This is a genomic window from Bradyrhizobium sp. Ce-3 (genome assembly GCF_022835695.1).
GTDB lineage: Bacteria > Pseudomonadota > Alphaproteobacteria > Rhizobiales > Xanthobacteraceae > Bradyrhizobium.
The window spans coordinates 378,348-401,851 of sequence record NZ_BQUV01000002.1; the positions used below are offsets into that span (position 1 = coordinate 378,348).

Consider the following 23,504-nt stretch of genomic DNA (forward strand, 5'->3'; position numbering starts at 1 on the left):
AGACATGAGCAAGATCATCGTCGATGGCAAAGAGATCGATGTGCCGCCGGAGTACACGCTGCTGCAGGCGTGCGAGGCGGCCGGCGCCGAGATTCCGCGGTTCTGCTATCACGAGCGGCTGTCGATCGCCGGCAACTGCCGGATGTGCCTGGTCGAGGTGAAGGGCGGCCCGAAGCCGGTCGCGAGCTGCGCCTGGGCCGTGCGTGACTGCCGTCCGGGCCCGAAGGGCGAGCCGCCGGAGATCTCGACCCGTTCGCCGATGGTCAAGAAGGCGCGCGAAGGCGTGATGGAATTCCTGCTGATCAACCATCCGCTGGACTGCCCGATCTGCGACCAGGGCGGCGAGTGCGATCTGCAGGACCAGGCGATGGGCTACGGCGTCGACACCAGCCGTTTCGCCGAGAACAAGCGCGCGGTCGAGGACAAGTATCTCGGCGCGCTGGTCAAGACCTCGATGAACCGCTGCATCCAGTGCACGCGCTGCGTCCGCTTCTCCGCCGAAGTCTGCGGCGCGCCGGAAATGGGCGCGACCGGTCGCGGCGAGGACATGGAGATCACCACTTATCTGGAACAGGCGCTGAGCTCGGAGCTGCAGGGCAATCTGGTCGACATCTGTCCGGTCGGCGCGCTGACCTCGAAGCCCTATGCCTTCGCGGCGCGGCCCTGGGAGCTCGGCAAGACGCAGTCGGTCGACGTCATGGACGGCGTCGGCTCCGCGATCCGGGTCGACACGCGCGGCCGCGAGGTGATGCGCATCCTGCCGCGGATCAACGAGGCGGTGAACGAGGAGTGGATCTCCGACAAGACCCGGCACGTCGTCGACGGCCTGCGCACCCAGCGGCTCGATCGGCCCTATGTGCGCGACAACGGCCAGCTCCGGCCGGCGACCTGGCAGGAAGCCTTCGCCGCGATCGCCGCCAAGGCCGGCCGCAGCGACGGCAAGCGGATCGGCGCCATCGCCGGCGATCTTGCCGCGGTCGATGAAATGTATGCGCTGAAGGAGCTGCTGGCGAAATTCGGCTCGGTCAATCTTGCGGTGCAGGGCGGCGACGCGTTCGACGCAAAGGCAGGCCGTGGCTCCTACATCTTCAACCCGACCATTGCCGGCATCGACCAGGCCGACGCGATCCTGATCATCGGCTCGCACCCGCGCAAGGAAGCCGCGGTGCTGAACGCCCGGATCCGCAAGCGCTGGCGCACCGGCGGTCTCAAGGTCGGGATGATCGGCGCCAAGGCCGACTTCACCTATGACCACGACTATCTCGGCGCGGGCACGGACACGCTGGCCGACCTCCTGGCCGGCAAGCACTCCTTTGCCGACGTGCTCAAGAACGCCAAGAACCCGATCATCCTGGTCGGCGCCGGCGCCTACACCAGGCATGACGGAGCCGCGGTGCTGGCGCAGGCGGCGAAACTCGCCGTCGACGTCGGTGCGCTGAAGGACGGCTGGAACGGCTTTGCCGTGCTGCAGGACACCGCCTCGCGCGCCGGCGCGCTCGATATCGGCTTCTCGCCTTCAGCCGGCGGCCTGACCACGGCGCAGATGACGACCTTCGGCACGCTCGACCTGTTGTTCCTGCTCGGCGCCGACGAGATCAAGGCACCGGACGGCACCTTCGTGGTCTATATCGGCACCCACGGTGACAAGGGCGCGCATCGCGCCGACGTGATCCTGCCGGGCGCGGCCTACACCGAGAAGTCCGGCATCTATGTCAACACCGAGGGCCGGGCGCAGATCGCCAACCGCGCCGCGTTCCCGCCGGGCGAGGCCCGCGAGGACTGGGCGATCATCCGCGCGCTGTCCGACGTGCTCGGCAAGAAGCTGCCGTTCGACTCGCTGCAGGCGCTGCGCCAGGCGATGTTCAAGACCACTCCGCATTTGATGCGGCTCGACCAGATCGAGGCCGGCACAGCCTCCGACGTCAAGGCGCTGGCCGGCAAGGGCGGCAGCGTCGACAAGGCGGCATTCAAGCCGACCGTCGAGGATTTCTATCTGACCAACCCGATCGCGCGGGCCTCTGCCGTGATGGCGGAATGTTCGCGGCTGGCATCGGGCCGAATGCTGACGGCAGCGGAGTGAGCGTGACCTGATGGCTGAATTCTTCGCAAGCTCGTTCTGGACCGGCTTCCTCTGGCCGCTGATCATCATGGTCGCGGAGAGCCTGTTGCTGCTGGTCGTGCTGCTGATCGCGATCGCCTACATCCTGCTCGCCGACCGCAAGATCTGGGCGGCGGTGCAGATCCGCCGCGGCCCCAACGTGGTCGGCCCGTTCGGCCTGCTGCAGTCCTTCGCCGACCTGCTGAAGTTCGTGCTCAAGGAGCCGGTGATCCCGTCGAGCTCCAACAAGGGCGTGTTCCTGCTGGCGCCTTTGGTCTCGTGCGTGCTGGCGCTGGCCGCCTGGGCGGTGATCCCGTTCGACCTCGGCTGGGTGATCTCCGACATCAATGTCGGCATTCTCTACATCTTCGCGATCTCGTCGCTGTCGATCTACGGCGTGATCATGGCCGGTTGGTCGTCGAACTCGAAATACCCGTTCCTGGCCGCGCTGCGCTCGGCGGCGCAGATGGTGTCCTATGAAGTCTCGATCGGCTTCGTCATCATCACCGTGCTGCTCTGCGTCGGCTCGCTGAACCTGTCGGCGGTGGTCGAGGCCCAGAACACCCGCGGCCTCGCGCACCTGATCGGCCTGCCGCAGCTCACCATCCTGAACTGGTATGTGTGGCCGCTGTTCCCGATGTTCGTGGTGTTCTACGTCTCGGCGCTGGCGGAAACCAACCGTCCGCCGTTCGACCTGGTCGAAGCCGAATCCGAGCTCGTCGCCGGCTTCATGACCGAATACGGGTCGACCCCGTATCTGCTGTTCATGCTCGGCGAGTATGTCGCGATCACCACGATGTGCGCGCTGGCGTCGATCCTGTTCCTCGGCGGCTGGCTGCCGCCGGTCAATCTGCCGCCGTTCACCTGGATTCCGGGCATCGTCTGGTTCGCCCTCAAGGTGTTCTTCATGTTCTTCATGTTCGCGATGGCGAAGGCGATCGTGCCGCGCTACCGCTACGATCAACTGATGCGGCTCGGCTGGAAGGTGTTCCTGCCGCTGTCGCTGGCAATGGTGGTGATCGTGGCCGGCGTGCTGCAGTTCGCCGGCATCGCGCCGAAGTGAGGCCGTCATGAGTGTCAATGTCAACGCAACAGCCCGCTCGCTTCTGCTCTCGGAATTCGTCTCGGCGTTCTTCCTGGCGATGCGCTATTTCTTCCAGCCGAAGCCGACGCTGAACTATCCCTTCGAGAAGGGGCCGATCTCGCCGCGCTTCCGGGGCGAGCACGCGCTGCGCCGCTATCCGAACGGCGAGGAGCGCTGCATCGCCTGCAAGCTGTGCGAGGCGATCTGTCCGGCGCAGGCGATCACGATCGAGGCTGGCCCGCGCCGCAACGACGGTACCCGCCGCACGGTGCGCTACGACATCGACATGGTGAAGTGCATCTATTGCGGTCTGTGCCAGGAAGCATGCCCGGTCGACGCCATCGTCGAGGGGCCGAATTTCGAATTCGCGACCGAGACCCGCGAGGAACTCTACTATGACAAGGCCAAGCTGCTCGCCAATGGCGATCGCTGGGAGCGCGAGATTGCGAAGTCGATCGCGCTCGACGCGCCGTACCGGTGAGGTGAGGGCATGATCCTTCCGGCGCTGTTCTTCTATCTGTTTGCCGCGGTCTGCGTGGCCTCGGCGGTCATGGTGATTGTCTCGCGCAATCCCGTGCACTCCGTGCTGTACCTGATCCTGGCGTTCGTGAACGCCTCGGGGCTGTTCATCCTGATGGGTGCCGAGTTCCTCGGCATGATGCTGATCGTGGTTTATGTCGGCGCCGTCGCGGTGCTGTTCCTGTTCGTGATCATGATGCTCGATGTCGACTTCGTCGAGCTGCGCGAGGGCTTCATCCAGTACCTGCCGATCGGTATCGTGATCGGCGGCATCTTTCTGTTCGAACTGCTCCTTGTGGTCGGCGCCTGGGTGATCAACCCGTCCGTGACCAAGACGATCACCGCGGCGATCCCGAGCAATGTCAGCAACACCGAGGCGCTCGGCCTCGTGCTCTATACGAAGTACATCCATTACTTCCAGCTCGCCGGCATGGTGCTGCTGGTCGCGATGATCGGTGCCATCGTGCTGACGCTGCGCCACAAGGCGAACGTCAAGCGGCAGAACATCAACGTGCAGAACGCGCGCACGCCGGAGATGGCGATGGCGATGCGCAAGGTGGCGTCGGGGCAGGGCCTGCAGGATGCCGATGCGGCGGAGTGGGTGAAATGACGATCGGGCTCGGGCACTATCTGGCGGTCGCCGCGATCCTGTTCACGCTCGGGATCCTCGGCATCTTCCTCAACCGCAAGAACATCATCATCATCCTGATGTCGATCGAGCTGATCCTGCTCTCGGTCAACATCAATTTGGTGGCGTTCTCGACCTTCCTCGGCGACATCGTCGGCCAGGTGTTCGCGCTGCTGGTACTGACGGTGGCCGCGGCCGAGGCCGCGATCGGGCTCGCCGTGCTGGTGGTGTATTTCCGCAACCGCGGCTCGATCGCGGTTGAAGACGTCAATCTGATGAAGGGCTAGGCGCGCATGATCCGGAAAAGTGGGTGCCGGTTTTCCGGCAAGATCATGCGCAGTGAGAGAGTCCAATGATACAGGCAATCGTATTTCTGCCTCTGCTGGGCGCCATCCTCGCAGGCATCATCTCGCTGGTCGGCGCGCATGGGCGCTGCCCGAGCGGCGACACCGTCGACCATCACGACGATGCGCATGCGTCTGCGGCGCACGACGATCACGGCCATGATGACCATGGCCACGACGACCACCACGTCTCCGAGCCGCCGGCGGCCGGGTCGCGGCTGGCCGAGCTGATCACCACCGGTCTCTTGTTCGTCTCGGCGGCGCTGTCCTGGTTCACGCTGGTCGATGTCGGTTTCATGCACCATGACGCGCGCGTCGTGCTGCTGCCCTGGATCACCTCGGGCGACCTGCAGGTGGCCTGGACGCTGCGGGTCGATACGCTGACCGCGGTGATGCTGGTCGTGGTCAACACCGTGTCCGCGCTCGTCCACCTCTATTCCATCGGCTACATGGACGAGGACCCGAACCGGCCGCGCTTCTTCGGCTACCTCTCGCTGTTCACCTTCGCGATGCTGATGCTGGTGACCTCGGACAACCTGGTGCAGCTGTTCTTCGGCTGGGAGGGCGTCGGTTTGGCCAGCTACCTGCTGATCGGGTTCTGGTACCAGAAGCCGTCGGCCAATGCGGCGGCGATCAAGGCCTTCGTGGTCAACCGCGTCGGCGACTTCGGCTTCGCGCTCGGCATCTTCGCGATCTTCGCGCTGGTCGGCTCGACCGATTTCGAGACCATCTTCCACGCCGCGCCCGGGCTGACCGGCAAGACCATCGACTTCTTCGGCTGGCACCCCGACGCGCTGACCTTGACCTGCCTGTTCCTGTTCATGGGCGCGATGGGCAAGTCGGCCCAGTTCCTGCTGCACACCTGGTTGCCGGACGCGATGGAAGGCCCGACCCCGGTGTCGGCGCTGATCCATGCCGCGACCATGGTCACCGCCGGCGTCTTCATGGTGGCGCGGCTGTCGCCGCTGTTCGAGCTGTCGCCGACCGCGCAGGCGGTGGTGATGTTCTTCGGCGCGACCACCGCGTTCTTCGCCGCCACGATCGGCCTGGTGCAGAACGACATCAAGCGCATCGTCGCTTACTCGACCTGTTCGCAGCTCGGCTACATGTTCGTGGCGATGGGAGCGGGGGCCTATTCGGTCGGCATGTTCCACCTGTTCACGCACGCCTTCTTCAAGGCACTGCTGTTCCTGGGCTCCGGCTCGGTGATCTACGCGATGCATCACGAGCAAGACATCCGCAACATGGGCGGCCTGTGGCGCAAGATCCCGTACACCTTCGCGGTGATGTGCATCGGCACTCTGGCGCTGACCGGCTTCCCGCTGTTCGCCGGCTACTTCTCCAAGGACGCGATCATCGAGGCCGCCTACGCCGCGCACAATCCGTTCGCGACCTACGCCTATCTCCTGACGATCGTGGCCGCCGGCCTGACCTCGTTCTACTCCTGGCGGCTGATCTTCAAGACGTTCTTCGGCGAGCCGCACGACCAGAAGCACTACGAGGCGGCGCATGAGAGCCCGCTCTGGATGCTGGTGCCGATCGGCGTGCTTGCCGCCGGCTCGATCCTGGCCGGCCTGCCGTTCAAGGAAGTGTTCGCCAGCCCGCACGGCGTCGAGGAATTCTTCCGCGAATCCGTCAAGATGAACCCGCACATCCTCGAGGACATGGAGCACATGCCGAGCTGGCTCGCGCCGCTGCCCACGGTGATGATGGCGCTCGGCCTGTTCGTCTCGTATTTGTTCTACATCCGCAGGCCGTACCTGCCGGTCGAGCTCGCGAACCAGCAGCCGATGCTGTACCAGTTCCTGCTCAACAAATGGTACTTCGACGAGCTGTACGACTGGATCTTCGTGCGGCCGGCGAAGTGGCTCGGCTACACGCTGTGGAAGAAGGGCGATGGCTTCGTCATTGACGGCTTCGGTCCGGACGGCGTCTCGGCCCGCGTGCTCGATGTCACCCGCAATGTCGTGAAGTTGCAGACCGGCTACCTCTATCACTACGCATTCGCGATGCTGATCGGAGCCGCCGGATTGATCACCTGGTTCATGTTCGGCTTGGGAGGCCAGTAAATGACAACCTGGCCCATCCTTTCGGTCACGACCTTCCTGCCGGCGGTCGGCGCGATCCTGGTCTATCTCTTGGCGCGGGGCGGCGACGAGAGCGCCAACCGCACGGCGCGCTGGATTGCGCTGTGGACCACGCTGATCACCTTCGCGGTGTCGCTGATCCTGGTCGCGCGCTTCGATCCCGCGCAGACCGACTTCCAGTTCGTCGAGAAGGCGTCCTGGCTCGCCACCGGCATCACCTATCACATGGGCGTCGACGGCATCTCGCTGCCGCTGATCATCCTCACCACCGCGATCATGCCGCTCTGCATCATCGCGAGCTGGAAGTCGGTGACGCAGCGCGTCGGCGAATACATGATGGCGTTCCTGATCCTGGAAACGCTGATGGTCGGCACCTTCTCGGCGCTCGACCTCGTGCTGTTCTATTTGTTCTTCGAGGGCGGCCTGATCCCGATGTTCCTGATCATCGGCGTCTGGGGCGGTCCACGCCGGGTCTACGCCTCGTTCAAGTTCTTCCTCTACACCTTCCTCGGCTCGGTGCTGATGCTGCTCGCCATCATGGCGCTGTACTGGAACGCCGGCACCACCGACATCCCGACCCTGATGCACACCGCGGTGCCGCGCTCGATGCAGACCTGGGCGTGGCTGGCGTTCTTCGCCTCGTTCGCGGTGAAGATGCCGATGTGGCCGGTGCACACCTGGCTGCCTGACGCGCATGTCGAGGCGCCGACGGCCGGCTCGGTGATCCTGGCCGCGATCCTCCTGAAGATGGGCGGCTACGGCTTCCTGCGCTTCTCGCTGCCGATGTTCCCGCTGGCCTCGCACGACTTCGCGCCGTTCGTGTTCACGCTGTCCGTCATCGCCATCATCTACACCTCGCTGGTGGCGATGATGCAGGAGGACATGAAGAAGCTGATCGCGTACTCCTCGGTCGCGCATATGGGCTTCGTCACCATGGGCATCTTCGCGGTGACGACCCAGGGCGTCGCCGGCGGCATGTTCCAGATGATCTCGCACGGCATCGTCTCCGGCGCGCTGTTCCTCTGTGTCGGCGTCGTCTACGACCGCATGCATACCCGCGAGATCGCGGCCTATGGCGGCCTCGTCAACCGGATGCCGCTCTATGCGCTGACCTTCATGGTCTTCACCATGGCCAATGTCGGTCTGCCCGGCACGAGCGGATTCGTCGGCGAGTTCATGACCTTGCTCGGCACCTTCAAGATCTCGCTGCCGACGGCATTCTTCGCCACCACGGGCGTGATCCTGTCGGCCTGCTACGCGCTCTGGCTCTACCGCAAGGTGGTGTTCGGCGCGCTGGTCAAGCCGTCGCTGATGTCGATCAAGGATCTCACCTTCCGCGAATGCGTGACGCTGTTCCCGTTGATCGCGCTGACCATCCTGTTCGGCGTCTACCCGAAGCCGGTGCTCGACATGTCGGCGGCCTCGGTGCAGCAGCTCGTCAACAATTACCAGACCGCCGTGACTGCCGTGAAGGCAGCCGCGCTGGTTACGCAATAAGGCCCTCGTCATGAGCTTTTCCAGTGCAGGTTATCAGTTGCAGCCGGTGCTGCCGGAGCTGGTGCTCGCGGTCGGCGCCATGGTGCTGTTGATGATCGGAGCCTATCGCGGGCAGGGGACCACGCGGCTGATCACGGCGCTTGCGGTGTGCCTCCTGGCGCTCACCGGCGTGCTTGAGCTCTGGCTGCCGGCCGGCAAGCTCGTGACCTTCGGCGGCAGCTTCATCGTCGACGACTTCGCCCGCTTCCTGAAGATCCTCGCTCTGATCGCGTCCGCGGCGACGCTGATCCTGTCGACCGAGTACCTGTCGCAGCCGTCGACCCGCAATTTCGAGTTCTCGATCCTGGTGCTGCTGTCGACGCTCGGCATGATGGTCCTGATCTCGGCCGGCGACCTGATCTCGCTCTATCTCGGCCTCGAGCTGATGAGCCTTGCGCTCTACGTCGTCGCCGCCAGCCAGCGCGACAATGCCAAGTCGAGTGAAGCCGGCCTGAAGTATTTCGTGCTCGGTGCGCTGTCGTCGGGCATGCTGCTCTACGGCGCCTCGCTGATCTACGGCTTCACCGGCACGGTCAGCTTCGCCGGCATCGCCGCGGCGGCGACATCAGGCAGCATCGGCATCGTGTTCGGCCTGGTGTTCCTGCTCGCCGGCCTCTGCTTCAAGGTCTCCGCGGTGCCGTTCCACATGTGGACGCCCGACGTCTATGAGGGCGCGCCGACCCCGGTTACCGCCTTCTTTGCCTCGGCGCCGAAGGTCGCGGCACTCGCGGTGTTCACCCGCGCGACGCTGACCGCATTCCCCGGCATCGTCACCCAGTGGCAGCAGATCCTGGTGTTCGTGGCGATCGCCTCGATGGCGCTGGGCTCGTTCGCCGCGATCGGCCAGACCAACATCAAGCGCTTGATGGCCTATTCCTCGATCGGCCATATGGGCTTTGCCCTGGTCGGGCTCGCTGCCGGCACCGTCGAGGGCGCGCAGGGCGTGCTGATCTACATCGCGATCTATGTCGCGATGACGCTCGGCTCGTTCTCGATCATCCTCGCCATGAAGCGCAACGGCGTCGCGCTGGAGCAGATCAGCGATTTCGCCGGGCTGTCCCGCACCAACCCGCTGATCGCCTTCGTGTTCGCGATGCTGCTGTTCTCGCTGGCCGGCGTACCGCCGCTCGCCGGCTTCTTCGGCAAATGGTACGTGTTCGTCGCCGCGATCAAGGCCAATTTGTTCACGCTCGCCGTGATCGGCGTGCTGACCAGCGTGGTGGGCGCGTTCTACTATCTGTCGATCGTCAAGGTGATGTATTTCGACCAGCCGCTCGGCAAGCTCGACCCGGTCCGCGTCGAGCTGCGCACCGTGCTGGCGGTCGCCGGCATCTTCAACATCTTCTTCTTCGCCTATCCGGGCCCGCTCGTCAGCGTGGCCACGGCGGCGGCGAAGTCGTTGTTCTAGCGCATGGTTCCGAAAACACGACGCTGGCTTTCGGAACCAATCATGCGCATAAGTTCGACATGACCTTCACGCTCGGACCCCGGGCCATCGCGGCGGGCTATCGGCTCGCCGCCTTCGATCAGATCGGCTCGACCAATGCCGAGGCGATGCTGCGCGCCCGCGATCGCGAGCAGGGACCGATGTGGTTCGTGACCACTGAGCAGACCGCAGGGCGCGGCCGGCGCCAGCGGGTCTGGATCGCGCCGCGCGGCAACCTCGCCAGCAGCATTCTCGAGTTGATGGACGTTCCGCCGGCGGTTGCCGCGACGCTGGGCTTTGTCGCCGGGCTGTCCGAGGCCGCCGCCCTGGAGAAGGTCAGCGTCGAGGCGGCCCTTCGCCTCGGTTCCGACCGGCCCAGATACGCGCTGAAGTGGCCAAACGACGTACTTGCCGGCGGGGCGAAGCTGGTGGGTATCAATATGGAGGCCGAGGCCATCGGCAACCGCCTCGCGGTCGTTGTCGGTATCGGTACCAATGTCGTGGCGTCGCCCGAGGGCACGCCGACGCCTGCGGTGTCGCTCGCCGAGCTCGGGGTCCAGATCAGCGCGGAAGAGCTGTTCACGGCGCTATCCGATGCCTGGGTCGAGTTCCGCGGCATCTGGGACAATGGCCGCGGCTTTGCCGAGATCCGGCGGCGCTGGCTCGAGCACGCGGCCGGGCTCGGCGGCGAGGTCGCGATCAATACGGGCACGGCCACCATCGAGGGCATCTTCGAAACCATCGACGAGACCGGTTGTCTGATCGTCGCGACGGCCGAGGGCAGGCGCGTTCCGGTCGCCGCCGGCGAGGTCTATTTCGGCAACGCAGCCTCGAAGAGGGCGAACTGATGGCGCGACCCGACGAACTCACCTTTGCCCCGCTCGGCGGCGTCGGCGAGATCGGCATGAACCTGTCGATCTATGGCCTCGGCAACCGCCATCAGCGCTCGTTCCTCGCGGTCGATCTCGGCGTCTCCTTCGGCGACGAGGAGCATCTGCCGGGCATCGACCTGATCATGCCGGATGTCCGCTTCCTCGAGAAGGAGCGCAACAATCTGATGGGCCTCGTGCTGACCCACGCTCACGAGGACCATTTCGGCGCCATCATCGACCTCTGGCCGAAGCTCGGCTGTAAGATCTACGCGACGCAGTTCTCTGCGGCGCTGTTCGAGGCCAAATGCGCCGCCGAGCGCAATCCGCCGAAGATCCCGGTCACGGTGATCCCGTCGGGCGGGCGGGTCGACATCGGCCCGTTCAATGTCGAATTCATTCCGGTCGCGCATTCGATCCCGGAATCGCACGCGCTGGCGATCAAGACCGACGTCGGCACGGTGCTGCACACCGGCGACTGGAAGATCGATCCGACCCCGATCATCGGCCAGCCGACCGACGAGCGGCGGCTGCGCGAGCTCGGCGACGAAGGCGTGCTGGCGCTGGTCGGCGATTCCACCAACGCGGTGCGCGACGGCCGTTCGCCCTCGGAGACCGAGGTCGCCGCCACCATCAAGAAGCTGGTCAAGGCGGCCAAGGGCCGGGTTGCGGTCACCACCTTCGCCTCCAACGTCGCCCGCGTCCGTGCGGTGGCGGATGCCGCCAATGCCGCCGATCGCGAGGTGGTCGTGGTCGGCCGCGCCATGGAGCGGGTGGTGCAGGTTGCGCGCGAATGCGGCTATCTCGACGGCTCGCACAAGTTCCGCAGCACCGACTATTACGGTCATTTCCCGCCCGACAAGGTGCTCGCGCTGTGCACCGGCAGCCAGGGCGAGCCCCGCGCCGCGCTGGCGCGGATCGCAAACAACGATCATCCGCAGGTCACCCTGAACAAGGGCGACACCGTGATCTTCTCCTCCCGCACCATTCCCGGCAACGAGAAGGCGGTCGGCGGCATCATCAACGGGCTGGTGACCCAGGGTGTCGAGATCATCACCGACCGTGAGCATCTGGTGCACGTCTCCGGCCATCCGCGCCGCGACGAGCTGCGCGACATGATCTCCTGGGTGCGGCCGCAGCTCCTGATCCCCGTGCACGGCGAAGCGCTGCATCTGGCCGAGCATGCCAAGCTGGCGCGCGCCGCCGGCGTCCCCAAGGTCTTGACCTGCCGCAATGGCGATCTGGTCAAGCTCGGGCCCGGCGATCCCGGCATCATCGGTGAAGTGCCGGCGGGCCGGCTTTACAAGGACGGAACCATCCTGGAGGATTCCAAGTCGCGCGCGGTGGTCGAGCGGCGGCGGATGGGCTTTGCCGGCTGCGCCTTCGTCGCCATTGCCATGACCGCGCAGGGCGAGATGGTCGACGATCCCGAGGTTGATCTGGTCGGCATGCCGGAGAACAATGCGGCGGGCGAACTGCTCGACGACATCGTGTTCGATGTGGTGGTATCGACGATCGAGGGCCTGCCGAAGCCGCGGCGGCGCGATCCGGATGCGCTCGGGGAATCGGTGCGCCGCGCGGTGCGGGCCGCGCTGAACGAGCAATGGGGCAAGAAGCCGATCTGCGTCGTGCACGTTCTGACGGTTTGACGCGCGCCTCTAGGGCGTGCGCAACGACAAGGGAGAGAGACATGCTGGGCCGGCTCAATCACGTCGCCATTGCGGTCAAGGACGCCAGGCAGGCCGCGAAGATCTATGGCACCGCCTTCAATGCCGAGATTTCTGATGCGGTGCCGCTGCCGGAGCATGGCGTCATCACCGTGTTCGTGACGCTGCCGAACACCAAGATCGAGTTCATCGAGCCGCTCGGCGAGGCCTCGCCGATCGCGAAATTCGTCGAGCGCAATGCCGACGGCGGCATCCACCATGTCTGCTACGACGTACCCGACATCATCGCGGCTCGCGACCGCATGATCGCGGAGGGCGCCCGGGTGCTCGGCGACGGCCAGCCGAAGATCGGCGCGCATGGCAAGCCGGTGCTGTTCTTTCACCCGAAAGACTTTTCCGGCGCGCTGGTCGAGATCGAACAGGCCTGAGGCCACATGGCGTACCAGATATCAACCTCGCTTGCGATCTACTTCGTGCTTTGGTGGCTGGTGCTGTTCCTGACACTGCCGTTCGGCATCCGCAGCCAGCACGAGGACGGCGTCGGCGCACCCGGCACCGATCCCGGCGCCCCGATCATGGCGCGAATGGGCCGCAAGCTGCTGTGGACCACGCTGATCTCGGCCGTGATCTTCGCGATCGGCATGTGGGCCTATTATGCCGGCTATCTCTCGATCGAGCGGCTGTCCAAGCTGATGGGGATGCCGTTCTAGAGAGCATGATCCGGAAAAGTGCGAAGCGGTTTTCCGATAAGATCATGCTCAAACAATACGGATGAAGCGGCCAGGAATTGGTGCCGATGGAGTGAGGATCAACCTCACCCTGGCGATGCGGAGGAGGCGACAAGGATGAACCTGCAGGCCCAACCGGGCTCCGGGCAGAGCCAATATCGAATCCTGCGGGAAGCGGACCTGCGCGACTATCTCGCGAGCCTTCCAGCCATCGTCACGCAACTCGGCGGCCGGCCGGCCGAATGGTCGATCAGCGAGGTCGGCGACGGCAATCTCAACCTCGTCTTCATCGTCAAGGGGCCGAGCGGCGGTATCGCGGTCAAGCAGGCGCTGCCCTATGTGCGGCTGGTCGGCGAGAGCTGGCCGCTGCCGCTGTCTCGGGCGCACTATGAACATCTGGCGCTGGTGCATCAGGCGCGGCTGGCGCCGAAACTCGTACCGGCGGTGCTGCATCACGACGAGCCGCTCGCGCTCACCGCGATGGAGCTGCTCGAGCCGCACATCATCATGCGCAAGGGCCTGATCGGCGCCACGCGCTATCCGCGCTTTGTCGAGGATGTCTCGACTTTCCTGGCGCAGACGCTGTTCTTCACGTCCGATCTGGCGCGGTCGGCTGCGGACAAGAAGCAGGGCATCGCCGATTTCGCCGGCAACCACGCGCTGTGCAAGATCACCGAAGACCTGATTTTCACCGATCCCTATCGCATCGCCGAGCAGAACCGCTGGACCGCGCCCTGGCTCGACGCGACGGCGGCGGCGTTCCGCGACGACCTCGACCTGCATGTCGCGATCTCCAGGCTGAAGCTGAAATTCATGGCGAGCCCGGAGGCACTGCTGCACGGCGACCTGCACACCGGCTCGATCATGGTCACGGAGAGCGAGACGAAGGTGATCGATCCCGAATTCGCCTTCTATGGCCCGATGGGCTTCGACATCGGTGCCGTCATCGGCAATCTTTTGATGGCCTATCTGGCCTCCGCCGGCCACGAGCGCACGCCGGGTGATCGCGCCTCGTTCGAGGCCTGGCTGCTCGAGACCATTGAGGGCGTCTGGAGCGAGTTTTCCCGCAAGTTCGTCGCGCTGTGGCGCAGCGAGGCTGAGGGCGACGGCTATCCGGTGTCGCTGTTCGCGGGCGAGGCGGGCGCGGCGCGGCTGGAGGCGGAGCGGCAGGCCTACATGGCGCGGCTGTTCCAGGACACCGTCGGCTTCGCCGCGGCCAAGACCATCCGGCGCATCCTTGGTCTCGCGCACAACATCGACTTCGAGTGGATCGCGGACGAGAAGCAGCGCGCGATCTGCGAGGCGCGGGCCCTCAAGCTCGCCCGTAACATGATGCTGGAGGCGGGATCGTTCACGACGATCGGCGCGGTCACCTACGCCGCGCGCGAGCTGCGCCACTGGCAGCCTGGTTTTTCCCGATAGGATCGGTCGGCCAAGTGTACCCGATCGCCGGACTCTCGTCGGACTGCGAATGAATTTTTTCTGACGTCCTGCCGGCTCGACGCTCTGATCGGGTGGTGTGTCCGGGCCACACTCATCGGACGAAGGGCATCCAATAGCAGTTGTTATCTTGCCCAGTCTCGCGCGGAAGCGGTAGTGATTCAGGCAAGTAGTGACGCATGTCCCTTGCGTACTGTTGCGATGGGCGGCGTCTCGCAAGTTCCTCGGTGATGCGCCTGAGCTGCTCGCAGAGCTCGGCGATACCGCAGGCGAAATGAAATGTGCGGTGCGCGAATGCGGCGATCCTCTGGGCGCAGCCTGACGTCGATGTCGGCCGGTGCCGCATCACTTGCCCTGGTCTCTCAGCTCTGTTGGTCGCCGTTCACGCCGGCGTTTGCCGATGGCGGCAGGGGAGGCAATTCCCATCCTGTATTTCCTGTCGGTATTGGCGGCGCGGGTGGAGCGGACGGTTTGGCCGGAACCGATGGCACCAGTCCGGCTGCCGGCAGCGCTGGCGGTGGTGGAGGTGGCGGAGGCGGCGGCGCTGGAAACGCTCCCGGCGGAGCAGGCGGGCTCGGCGCTAGCGGCCTTCAGGGCGCGACGGGCGGCAATGGCGGCGCGGGCGGTGCCGGAGGTACCAACACGCAATCCGTTTCGCAGACCGACAATTCTGCACCGATCACCGGAGGCACAGGCGGGATTGGAAACAGCGGGGCTCCCGGCATCGGTCAAGGTGCGGACGCCGGTGGCGGCGGCGGCGGTGGCTCGGGCGGGAACGCGCTCGTCGTGACTGGAACGGCGGCAAGCTCGAATGGCTCGACCCTGACGGGTGGAACCGGTGGAGGAGGCGGGAGCGGCGGCACCCCCGCCCCGGCGTCGGGCGGCAGCGGCGGCAATGGCGGTGACGGCGGGGCCGGCCTGAAGCTCGCCGGCCCGGGCGTTGTCTTCACCAATACCGGCACAATCCAGGGCGGGCTGGGCGGCATCGGCGGAAACGGAGGCGCCGGATCCCAAGGTGGTTTTGGTGGCAACGGCGGGGCCGGGGGAGTGGGCGTCCTCGCTGCCGCGCAAGCCGTGCTGGTCAACAGTGGGACTATCCAGGGCGGCAACGGCGCGATCCCGGGAGTCGGGGGCGGCGGCAATTCCGCTGGGAGAGCCGGTGTGGCAGGGGCAGGTGGCGCCGGCATTGCCGGTGCAGGTCTCACGGTCATCAACAGCGGCACCATTGCCGGCGGCGTGTCGGGAACAGGGGGCGTCCGCGCCAACGCCATCACCTTCACCGGCGGAAGCAACACGCTGCAGCTTCAGGTCGGATCCAACATTGTCGGCAATGTCGTCGGCACCGGGAGCGATGCGTTTCAGCTCGGCGGCAGCGGCAACGGCACGTTCGGCCTCGGCGCGTTGGGCGGCGGTCAGCAGTATCAGGGTTTTGCAAGTTTCGGCGTGGTCGGCGGCGTCTGGACGGTGACGGGCACCAACGCCGCGCCGATGTCGTTCAGCGTCGCTGGCGGCACCATGGCCGTTACCGGCACGCTCAACGCGTCGAGCCTCGCGGTGAACGCCGGCGGCACGCTCGATCTCGGCGGCACGACGCAAACGTCGGCGACCGTCAAGCTCGGCGGCGGCACCATCCAGAACGGCGCGCTCAACGGCGCCATCACCTCGACCGGCGGCACCATCAACGGCCTCGGCGGGACTGCGAGCCTCGACGCGACCGCCGGCACGACCTTCGTCCTTGGCACCAACACCTTCACCGGCGGCACCACGGTGACCAATGCGACGCTGACGGTGAACGGCTCGCTCAGCGATCCCATCATCGGGGCCGGCGGCCTGCTCAACGGCACCGGCTCGGTCGGCGCCACGACGATCCAGAGCGGCGGCACCTTCGCGCCAGGCTCCGGCACGCCGGGGACGTCGATGACGGTGAACGGCAATCTCGCGTTCCAGTCCGGCGCGCTCTATGTCGTCGCGCTCAATCCTGCGAGCGCATCCTCGGCCAATGTGAGCGGGACCGCGACGCTCGGCGGCGCCGCCGTCAATGCGGTGTTCGCCAACGGCAGCTATATCTCGAAACAATATACCATCCTGAGCGCCGGCAGCGTCAGCGGTACCTTCGGCGCGTTCAGCAACACCAACCTGCCGGCAAATTTCAGCGACACGCTGAGCTACGACGCCAGTCATGCCTATCTCAATCTGACGCTGAACTTTGTGCCGCCACCGCCAGGCCCCAACTTCGGCGGTGGCCTGTCCATCAACCAGCAAGGCGTCGCGAACACACTGGTCAATTACTTCAACGCTACAGGCGGCATTCCGATGGTCTACGGCACGCTGACGTCATCGGGTCTGACGCAGGCCTCGGGCGAACTGGCGACCGGCTCGCAGCAGACCACGTTCGATGCCATGAATTTGTTCATGGGCCTGCTGACCGATCCGTTCATGAATCGGAACGGTGGCGCTGATACGGCACCGGGCGCATCGGGCTATGCGGACGAGGGCGGTGCCAGCGCCTATGCCGCCACCCGCAAGACCAATGCCTTTGCGATGTTCACCAAGGCACCGGCGGTGCCTTTCGTGCCGCGCTGGAGCGTGTGGGCGGCGGGCTATGGCGGTTCGCAATCGACCAGCGGCAACGCCGTGACCGGATCGAACGACACCACCAGCAGCGTGTACGGCACCGCGGTCGGAGCCGACTATCTGTTCTCGCCGAACACCATCGCGGGCTTCGCGCTGGCCGGAGGCGGCACCAACTTCTCCGTCGCGGGCAGCGGCAGCGGCCGGTCGGATTTGTTCCAGGCCGGCGCCTATTTCCGCCACACCGAAGGTGCGGCCTATGTCACCGCTGCGTTGGCCTATGGCTGGCAGGACGTCACCACCAACCGCACCGTCACGGTCGCCGGTCTCGACCAGCTGCGCGCCGAGTTCAATGCCAACACCTATTCGGGCCGCCTCGAAGGCGGCTATCGCATCATTGCGCCATGGACCGGCGGCATCGGCATCACGCCCTATGCCGCGGGCCAGTTCACGACGTTCGATCTGCCCGGTTATGCCGAGCAGGCCGTCGTCGGCTCCAGCGCGTTTGCGCTCACCTATGCCGCAAAGAGCGTCACGGATGTCAGAAGCGAACTCGGTATCCGCACCGACAAGTCCTTCCTCGTCCAGGACGGTCTGCTGACGCTGCGCACGCGCTTCGCCTGGGCGCATGACTACGATCCCGACCGGTCGATCGGAGCGACCTTCCAGGCGCTGCCCGGTACGAGCTTCGTCGTCAACGGTGCGGCGCAGGCAAGCGACTCCGCGCTGACCACAGCATCCGTGGAGATGAAGTGGCGCAACGGCTGGTCGGCGGCTGCGACCTTCGAAGGCGAGTTCTCCGACGTCACCTCGAGCTACGCAGGCAAGGGCGTGGTACGCTATCAGTGGTGAGTTCGGAGTTGCGCGACCGGTCCACCGCAACAACGCGCCAAACTGCCACGATCGAGGCTATTCGCATTTTCCGAAATAACGCTTGACGCGCACCCCAACTCAGATGTTCAATGCGTCCATCTCACCCGATCGAGGGACGCTTCGCGGTCGTCACGAACGTGGGTCGAGATGCGGTGGACGCCGAGTGCGCAACTGACGAGTGCGCATGACGCGGACGGCGAAGTCGTGTGGTCCTGACGCCCTGGTGGCAGGTGTCTTTTCCGATTGCGCAGGTCGCGCGTTGCGAAGACGGTGACAAGCAAGCCCAGTCTCGCCGGGGAGAGCACGAAGTAAGCCGTAGCCCATCGCGCAGGGAAAGCCGGATTGCTCCGGTTACACCTGTGGTCCTACCCCCGTGCTTTCTACCCTATTGCACGGGGCCCATGGGTGCGATCGGCACCCGGCTTTCCCTGCGCCCTCTGTGAGAGGAGCGGCGGAACGACAAGCAAAGCTCGGGCAAAACATGTCGCGAGAATGCCGAAGTATGACCCACTAGCCGTGCAACATTCTCGGTGTCGTCCCGGCGAAGACCGGGACCCATAACCACAAATGCCGATTGTTGTGCGACGTTGGAACAACGAGTCCCTTCTGCAACGCAAGCCGCGGAGTATGGGTCCCTGCTTTCGCAGGGACAACGAATGGAGAGAGCCGTGGACTCACCTCCATCGTTCTCACTCCGCCGTCTGCTCCCGCAGCCGCTGCGCGTAGACGTTGATGATCAGCGCGGCGAGCAGGATCAGGCCGCGGATCAGGATCTTCAGGAAGCTGTCGATATTGACGTGGTCGAGGCCGTTGTTGAGCACGCCGAGCACGAACAGGCCGACGATGGTGTTGCCGATGCCGCCGCGGCCGCCGAACAGGCTGGTACCGCCGACCACCACGGCCGCGATCGAGTCGAGCAGGTAGGTGTCGAACTCGTTCTGCTGCGCGCTGCCGAAATGGGCGACGCCGAGCATGCCGCCGATGCCGGAGCAGACCGCCGAGATCACCATCACGCTGCCGAGGATCAGCTTGACGTTCAGCCCGGCGAATTCCGCGGCCTCGCGGTTGCCGCCGACCATGTAGACGTAGCGGCCGAACCGCGTGTAGGTCAGCACCAGATGGCCGCCGAGCAGCATCACCGCCGCGACGATCACGATCCAGGGGACGCCGCCGATCGAACCCGACCCGAGCGTCGTGATCAGGTCCGGCACCTTGTAGGCGATCTGGCCGCGCACCAGCAGCGCGGAGACGCCGGCCGCGATCTGCATCATGGCGAGCGTCATGATGAAGGAGGGGATGCCGATCATGGTCAGCCCCAGCGCATTGACGAGGCCGAGCAGGGCGCACAGCGCCAGCGCCAGCAGGATCGCGACGATGCCCGGCATCGGGACGTTGGCGATGTTGACGTAGGATTCCTGCAGCGTGAAATACGCCACCGCGATGCCGGTGACGTTGGCGATGCTGGCGATCGACAGGTCGATCTCGGCACACAGGATCACGAAGGTGAGGCCGACCGCGATGATGCCGGTGACCGAAACCTGGGTCAGGATGTTGCCGACATTGTCGATGGTCGCAAACGACGGGCTCGCGATCGCGAAAAAGGCGCTGAGGAAGATCAGCGTCAGGAACGGCGCAATGTTGCGCATCTGCGAACGCAGGAACGGCGCCAGCCCGCGCGGCCGCTGGTGATCCGCAGGCCTCGTCGCACTGTCACTGCTTGCCATCATGTCTCTCCATCAAGCCGCCTCGAGCAGCCTATCCTTGCTGACCGCTTCGCCGGCGAATTCGCGCACCACCGCACCGCGCTTCAGCACCAGGATCCGGTCGGCCAGCGACAGCACCGTTTCCGGCTCGGTCGACAGCACGATGATCGCCAGTCCCTTGGCGCGAAGATCGCGCACGATGTTGATCACGTCGTTCTTGGCCCCGACGTCCATGCCGCGGGTCGGCTCGCACAGCACCAAAAGGCGCGGCGGGTAGGTCAGCCATTTTGCCAGCGCCACCTTCTGCTGGTTGCCGCCGGAGAGCATGCCGAGATCGAGCCCGACCACCGGCGGCCTGATCTGCAACTGCTCGACCTGGCGCTGGGCGATGGCGCGTTCGCGCATCGGCTTGAGCAGCAGCGACGAGATCCGCTCGAGGATGCTGATCGAGATGTTCTTGTAGACCGGTTCCTGGTGGAACAGCATGGCGCGGCGGCTCTCCGGCACCAGCGCGACGCCGGCCCGCCGCGCCGCCGCGGTGCTGCGGAAGGTCTTCGCGGCGCCATCGACCGCAAGCGTGCCGCCATCGGGCCTGAGCTTGCCGAACAGGATGCGCGACAGCTCCAACTGGCCGCAGCCCATGAAGCCGTAGATGCCGAGCACCTCGCCGGAGCGGGCCTCGAACGAGACGTCCTGCAGGGTGCGGCCGAGCGAAAGCTGGTCGACCTTCAGGACGGCCGAGCCGCCACCGGGTTGCGGCAGCATCAGGTCGTCGGTGTAGCTGTGTTCCAGCGCCTCGCCGCCGCGGCCGATCATGGCCTCGATCAGGGCGCCCTTGCTGGTGTCGGCGGACGCCGTCTCGGCGATCTTTCGCCCGTTGCGGAACACGGTCACCACGTCGGAGACCCGCAGGATATCCTCGATGAAATGCGAGATGAAGACGATGCTGGTGCCCTCGTCGCGCAGCTTGTGCAGCGTCGCGAACAGGCGTTCGACCTCGGGCGGGGAGAGCGCGGAGGTCGGCTCGTCGAGGATGATGATGCGCGCGCCCGAGAACAGCACGCGGGCGATCTCGATCAGCTGCTGCAGGCCGATCGGCAGGTCGCCAAGCCGCGTCATCGGATCGACGTCGATGCCGAACCGAGACAGCTGCTCGCCGGCCTCGCGGGCCATCCGCCGCCATTGCACGAAGCCGAGGCGGTTGGTCGGCTGGTTGCCGAGGAAGACGTTCTCGGCGACGGTGAGGTCAGGCGCGACGCTGAGCTCCTGATGCACCATGCCGATGCCGGCGGCGTGGGCGTCGCGGGTGGAGCGGAAGCGGGTCTCCTTGCCGTCGAGCATGAAACGGCCGGAGAACTCCGGGTGCACGCCGGCGATGATCTTCATCAGCGTGCTTTTTCCGGCGCCGTTCTCGCCGACGAGACCATGGATCTCGCCGGCGTGCAGCGCAAAGTCGACCCCACGAAGGGCTTCGACACCGCCGAAGGCCTTCGTGATCTGGTTCAACTCGAGGATCGGGGAGCGTCCCTGCGACATGCGGACCGCTCAGATCAGGAAGTGATCCTCCATCCATTGCATGCCGGCGGCGTTGGCCTTGGTCACGACGGGACCATCGGTCACGACGTTCTTCGGAATGCCCTGGCCGCTCTTCTCGCCGCCGACCACGGCCGCGACACCTGCGACGATCGCGCCGCCGTGGATGCGGCAGGATGGATTGCGCACAGTCGCGAACATGCGGCCTTCGCTGACCGCCTGGATCGCCGGCGGCATGGCATCGACGCCGCCGATCAGGATGTTGGTACGGTTGTGCGCCTTCATGATGTTGTAGGCGGCGAGCGCCATGTCGTCATTGTGGAAGAACGCGGCGTCGATCTGCGGATATTTCGTCAGATAGGTTTCCCAGAGCCGGGCGGTCTTAGAGACGTCCCAGTCGGCGGGCTGGGTATCCAGCACCTCGATGTTCGGGAACTGCTTGACGACCGAGTTGAAGCCCTTGGCACGGCCCTGCGCGCCGGTGTGGCCGAGCGCGCCCTGGGTCATGATGACCTTGCCCTTGCCGCCGATCGCATTGCACAGCGCCTGGGTCACCGAGGCGCCCATGAACTCGTTGTCGGGCGCCAGGAACGAGTGGACGTTGATCTGATCGAGCGGCGCGATCAGCGTATCCATGTCGATCACCGGCGTGCCGGCGTCGATCATCTTCTGCACCGGCTGGGTCAGCGTGCCGATCCCGAACGCCTGGATCGCGACGAAGTCCCATTTCTGCGAGGCCATGTTGTCGATCGCGGCGCGCTGCTTGACGGCATCGAGCTGGCCGTCGAACCAGGTCACCTCGACGTTGAACAATTTGCCCCAGAACTCGGCGGCCTTCTTGCCCTGCGCGCACCACGTCGCCTGCAGTCCGGCATTGGAGAATGCGGCCTTCAGCGGCTTTTCCGAACGTCCCATTTCGGCTGCGAACGCGGAGGTCGTCACGCCCATTCCGCCGAACAGGCCGGCCGCAGCTCCACCTGCCGCCGCCATTTGCAGAAGGTTGCGCCGCGTCGTCGACGCCTGGTCCATCCCCTTGTCGCTCTCTGGCATTGTTTGCTCCCTCTTCGTTTTTCTGACCGTCGGCGTCAGTTGCACGCGCCGCGGATAAAGCGAGTGTGTCACAATCGGAACGGTGACGCTACGGCCTCTCGTCCACGAGATGTTTCCGCTGCAGCACGATGGCCTCGATGTCGCGGAGCAGCTTGTGCCACGCAGCATCGATCTCCGCGGACCATTGCTCGCCGAGAACGTCGCGCAGGCAGTCCGCGATCACGGCGAAGAATGCCACGAACAGTTCGCGCGGCGTGCCGTAGGCGTCATGCGAGAACACTTCCGATTCGATCAGGCGAAAATGTCCGCGGCGCTCGCCGGCGAAATCGAGGATGGCCTCGATGGTCAGCTGCAACATCGCGCCTTTCACCGGCTCGCTGCCTTCGCTGCGAAACATCGTCTGTGCTTCGGGGTGTTCGCGAAACAGCCGCTGATACACGCGCGGCGTCAGATCATCGCAAGCCGCTGCTGCGAGTTCGAAACTACGTTCGATTGGATTCGATGATGAGGTCATTGCGCGATGCGATCATCACACAAAAAAAGAGCAGGGCTCCAAGCCCTGCTCCAAAAATTGTGTCGACCCTATTTGCCCCAAAAATTCGATTTGATCTTGATTGATGGGGTGACGCTGCTTGTGCGCGTCGGGCTCCTCCCGAGACTTGGACCACCAGGACACACCTCGCGGCTGGCCTGAGCCCGAATTGGTAGACTATCTTTCCAGGCTTGTCATCATTTTCGGCAACGATTGTTCAATTTTCGAGCAATTTGCGAAATGATTGGGATGGCGCCACTGCCGGTTGCGAAAGTGAGCTGAAAACACGTGACGGGGTAAAGGGATACGATGGCTGTTGCAGTGGTCGTGGCGCAAGTGTCACGCCCCGCTATTTCCGTCAGCTGGAAGAAACCGGGCGTGTGTGCGATCTCGACTTCCGAGGCCCGTGGTGGTTAGGTCCGTTCCGGATGGGTTTTGCGATGCGCCGGCGGCTGAAGAATTTTCTGCCTATAGTCCTGGTTGCCCTGCTGGTGCAGATTTTTGCGCCGATCGGGGCCTGCTGGGCGGCGAGCCTTGCCACGTCCGATCCGCTCGCGGCCGCCACCATCTGTCATGGCGGCGATGTTGGCGCCGGGCAGGGCGACCAGACCGGCCACGACGCCCATGACGGATGTTGCTCCGCATGCAGCGTGCTGCAGACCGGTGCGCCCGTTGATAACCCGCAAGTTGCGGCTGCGGCCGCCGAACGGGTGCCGAGCCGGATCGCCTGGCTCGATTTCGCCTCCGAGCTCGATCGTTCGCGGGCCGGCCTCTCCGCGCAGGCCCGGGCGCCGCCGCTGTTTTCCTGACGACCTC

Annotated in this window: 20 protein-coding genes; 16 read left to right on the forward strand and 4 right to left on the reverse strand. The window is 65.2% G+C overall.

Annotated elements, in window-relative coordinates:
* Nucleotides 1-4 precede the first annotated feature (4 nt).
* From nuoG to BRSPCE3_RS08245, 15 genes are all read left to right on the forward strand, one after another.
* Nucleotides 5-2,080, forward strand: coding sequence for an NADH-quinone oxidoreductase subunit NuoG (gene nuoG, locus BRSPCE3_RS08175; protein WP_244065285.1), 2,076 nt, complete (start codon nt 5-7; stop codon nt 2,078-2,080).
* A 10-nt stretch (nt 2,081-2,090) separates the two neighbouring features.
* Complete coding sequence (nuoH, locus tag BRSPCE3_RS08180; protein ID WP_244065286.1) at nt 2,091-3,161, forward strand: NADH-quinone oxidoreductase subunit NuoH; 1,071 nt, start codon at nt 2,091-2,093, stop codon at nt 3,159-3,161.
* Nucleotides 3,162-3,168: 7 nt separating this feature from the next.
* Entirely contained in the window at nt 3,169-3,663 is a 495-nt protein-coding gene (gene nuoI, locus BRSPCE3_RS08185; RefSeq protein WP_018271854.1) for an NADH-quinone oxidoreductase subunit NuoI, read from the forward strand.
* Nucleotides 3,664-3,672: 9 nt separating this feature from the next.
* A complete protein-coding gene (locus tag BRSPCE3_RS08190) occupies nt 3,673-4,311 on the forward strand; it encodes an NADH-quinone oxidoreductase subunit J (RefSeq protein WP_244065287.1) in 639 nt (212 codons plus the stop codon).
* Nucleotides 4,308-4,616 (forward strand): NADH-quinone oxidoreductase subunit NuoK, encoded by a 309-nt coding sequence (gene nuoK, locus BRSPCE3_RS08195; RefSeq protein WP_076857700.1) that lies wholly within the window; start codon nt 4,308-4,310, stop codon nt 4,614-4,616. Before BRSPCE3_RS08190 ends, nuoK begins: the two co-directional genes overlap by 4 nt.
* 65 nt (nt 4,617-4,681) lie before the next feature.
* Nucleotides 4,682-6,742: an NADH-quinone oxidoreductase subunit L gene (gene nuoL / locus BRSPCE3_RS08200; RefSeq protein ID WP_244065288.1), complete on the forward strand. Its 2,061-nt coding sequence runs from the start codon at nt 4,682-4,684 to the stop codon at nt 6,740-6,742.
* Nucleotides 6,743-8,257, forward strand: a complete 1,515-nt coding sequence (locus BRSPCE3_RS08205) for an NADH-quinone oxidoreductase subunit M (protein WP_244065289.1) — start codon at nt 6,743-6,745, stop codon at nt 8,255-8,257.
* A 10-nt stretch (nt 8,258-8,267) separates the two neighbouring features.
* Nucleotides 8,268-9,704 (forward strand): NADH-quinone oxidoreductase subunit NuoN, encoded by a 1,437-nt coding sequence (nuoN, locus tag BRSPCE3_RS08210; protein WP_244065290.1) that lies wholly within the window; start codon nt 8,268-8,270, stop codon nt 9,702-9,704.
* A gap of 59 nt (nt 9,705-9,763) precedes the next feature.
* Nucleotides 9,764-10,570 carry a biotin--[acetyl-CoA-carboxylase] ligase gene (locus BRSPCE3_RS08215; protein ID WP_244065291.1) on the forward strand — a complete coding sequence of 269 codons (807 nt, stop codon included), beginning with the start codon at nt 9,764-9,766 and terminating at the stop codon, nt 10,568-10,570.
* On the forward strand, nt 10,570-12,240 hold the full coding sequence (locus BRSPCE3_RS08220) for a ribonuclease J (protein ID WP_244065292.1): 1,671 nt from the start codon (nt 10,570-10,572) through the stop codon (nt 12,238-12,240). Before BRSPCE3_RS08215 ends, BRSPCE3_RS08220 begins: the two co-directional genes overlap by 1 nt.
* A gap of 41 nt (nt 12,241-12,281) precedes the next feature.
* Nucleotides 12,282-12,686: a methylmalonyl-CoA epimerase gene (mce, locus tag BRSPCE3_RS08225; protein WP_092114633.1), complete on the forward strand. Its 405-nt coding sequence runs from the start codon at nt 12,282-12,284 to the stop codon at nt 12,684-12,686.
* 6 nt (nt 12,687-12,692) lie between these two features.
* Nucleotides 12,693-12,968 carry a DUF1467 family protein gene (locus tag BRSPCE3_RS08230; RefSeq protein ID WP_244065293.1) on the forward strand — a complete coding sequence of 92 codons (276 nt, stop codon included), beginning with the start codon at nt 12,693-12,695 and terminating at the stop codon, nt 12,966-12,968.
* Between the two features lie 135 nt (nt 12,969-13,103).
* Nucleotides 13,104-14,408, forward strand: a complete 1,305-nt coding sequence (mtnK, locus tag BRSPCE3_RS08235) for an S-methyl-5-thioribose kinase (RefSeq protein WP_244065294.1) — start codon at nt 13,104-13,106, stop codon at nt 14,406-14,408.
* 418 nt (nt 14,409-14,826) lie between these two features.
* Nucleotides 14,827-15,216 carry a hypothetical protein gene (locus tag BRSPCE3_RS08240; RefSeq protein WP_244065849.1) on the forward strand — a complete coding sequence of 130 codons (390 nt, stop codon included), beginning with the start codon at nt 14,827-14,829 and terminating at the stop codon, nt 15,214-15,216.
* A gap of 371 nt (nt 15,217-15,587) precedes the next feature.
* Nucleotides 15,588-17,849 (forward strand): autotransporter domain-containing protein, encoded by a 2,262-nt coding sequence (locus BRSPCE3_RS08245; RefSeq protein ID WP_244065295.1) that lies wholly within the window; start codon nt 15,588-15,590, stop codon nt 17,847-17,849.
* Nucleotides 17,850-18,559: 710 nt separating this feature from the next.
* Here BRSPCE3_RS08245 and BRSPCE3_RS08250 read toward each other — a convergent pair.
* From BRSPCE3_RS08250 to BRSPCE3_RS08265, 4 genes are all read right to left on the reverse strand, one after another.
* Nucleotides 18,560-19,594: an ABC transporter permease gene (locus BRSPCE3_RS08250; protein ID WP_244065296.1), complete on the reverse strand. Its 1,035-nt coding sequence runs from the start codon at nt 19,592-19,594 to the stop codon at nt 18,560-18,562.
* Nucleotides 19,595-19,606: 12 nt separating this feature from the next.
* Nucleotides 19,607-21,109 (reverse strand): sugar ABC transporter ATP-binding protein, encoded by a 1,503-nt coding sequence (locus BRSPCE3_RS08255; RefSeq protein ID WP_244065297.1) that lies wholly within the window; start codon nt 21,107-21,109, stop codon nt 19,607-19,609.
* A gap of 9 nt (nt 21,110-21,118) precedes the next feature.
* Nucleotides 21,119-22,156 carry a sugar ABC transporter substrate-binding protein gene (locus BRSPCE3_RS08260; protein ID WP_244065298.1) on the reverse strand — a complete coding sequence of 346 codons (1,038 nt, stop codon included), beginning with the start codon at nt 22,154-22,156 and terminating at the stop codon, nt 21,119-21,121.
* Nucleotides 22,157-22,244: 88 nt separating this feature from the next.
* Complete coding sequence (locus BRSPCE3_RS08265; RefSeq protein WP_244065299.1) at nt 22,245-22,670, reverse strand: globin; 426 nt, start codon at nt 22,668-22,670, stop codon at nt 22,245-22,247.
* A 446-nt stretch (nt 22,671-23,116) separates the two neighbouring features.
* On the opposite strand from BRSPCE3_RS08265, the gene BRSPCE3_RS08270 reads away from it, so the two are divergent.
* Nucleotides 23,117-23,497 carry a DUF2946 domain-containing protein gene (locus BRSPCE3_RS08270; protein WP_244065300.1) on the forward strand — a complete coding sequence of 127 codons (381 nt, stop codon included), beginning with the start codon at nt 23,117-23,119 and terminating at the stop codon, nt 23,495-23,497.
* Nucleotides 23,498-23,504: the final 7 nt, after the last annotated feature.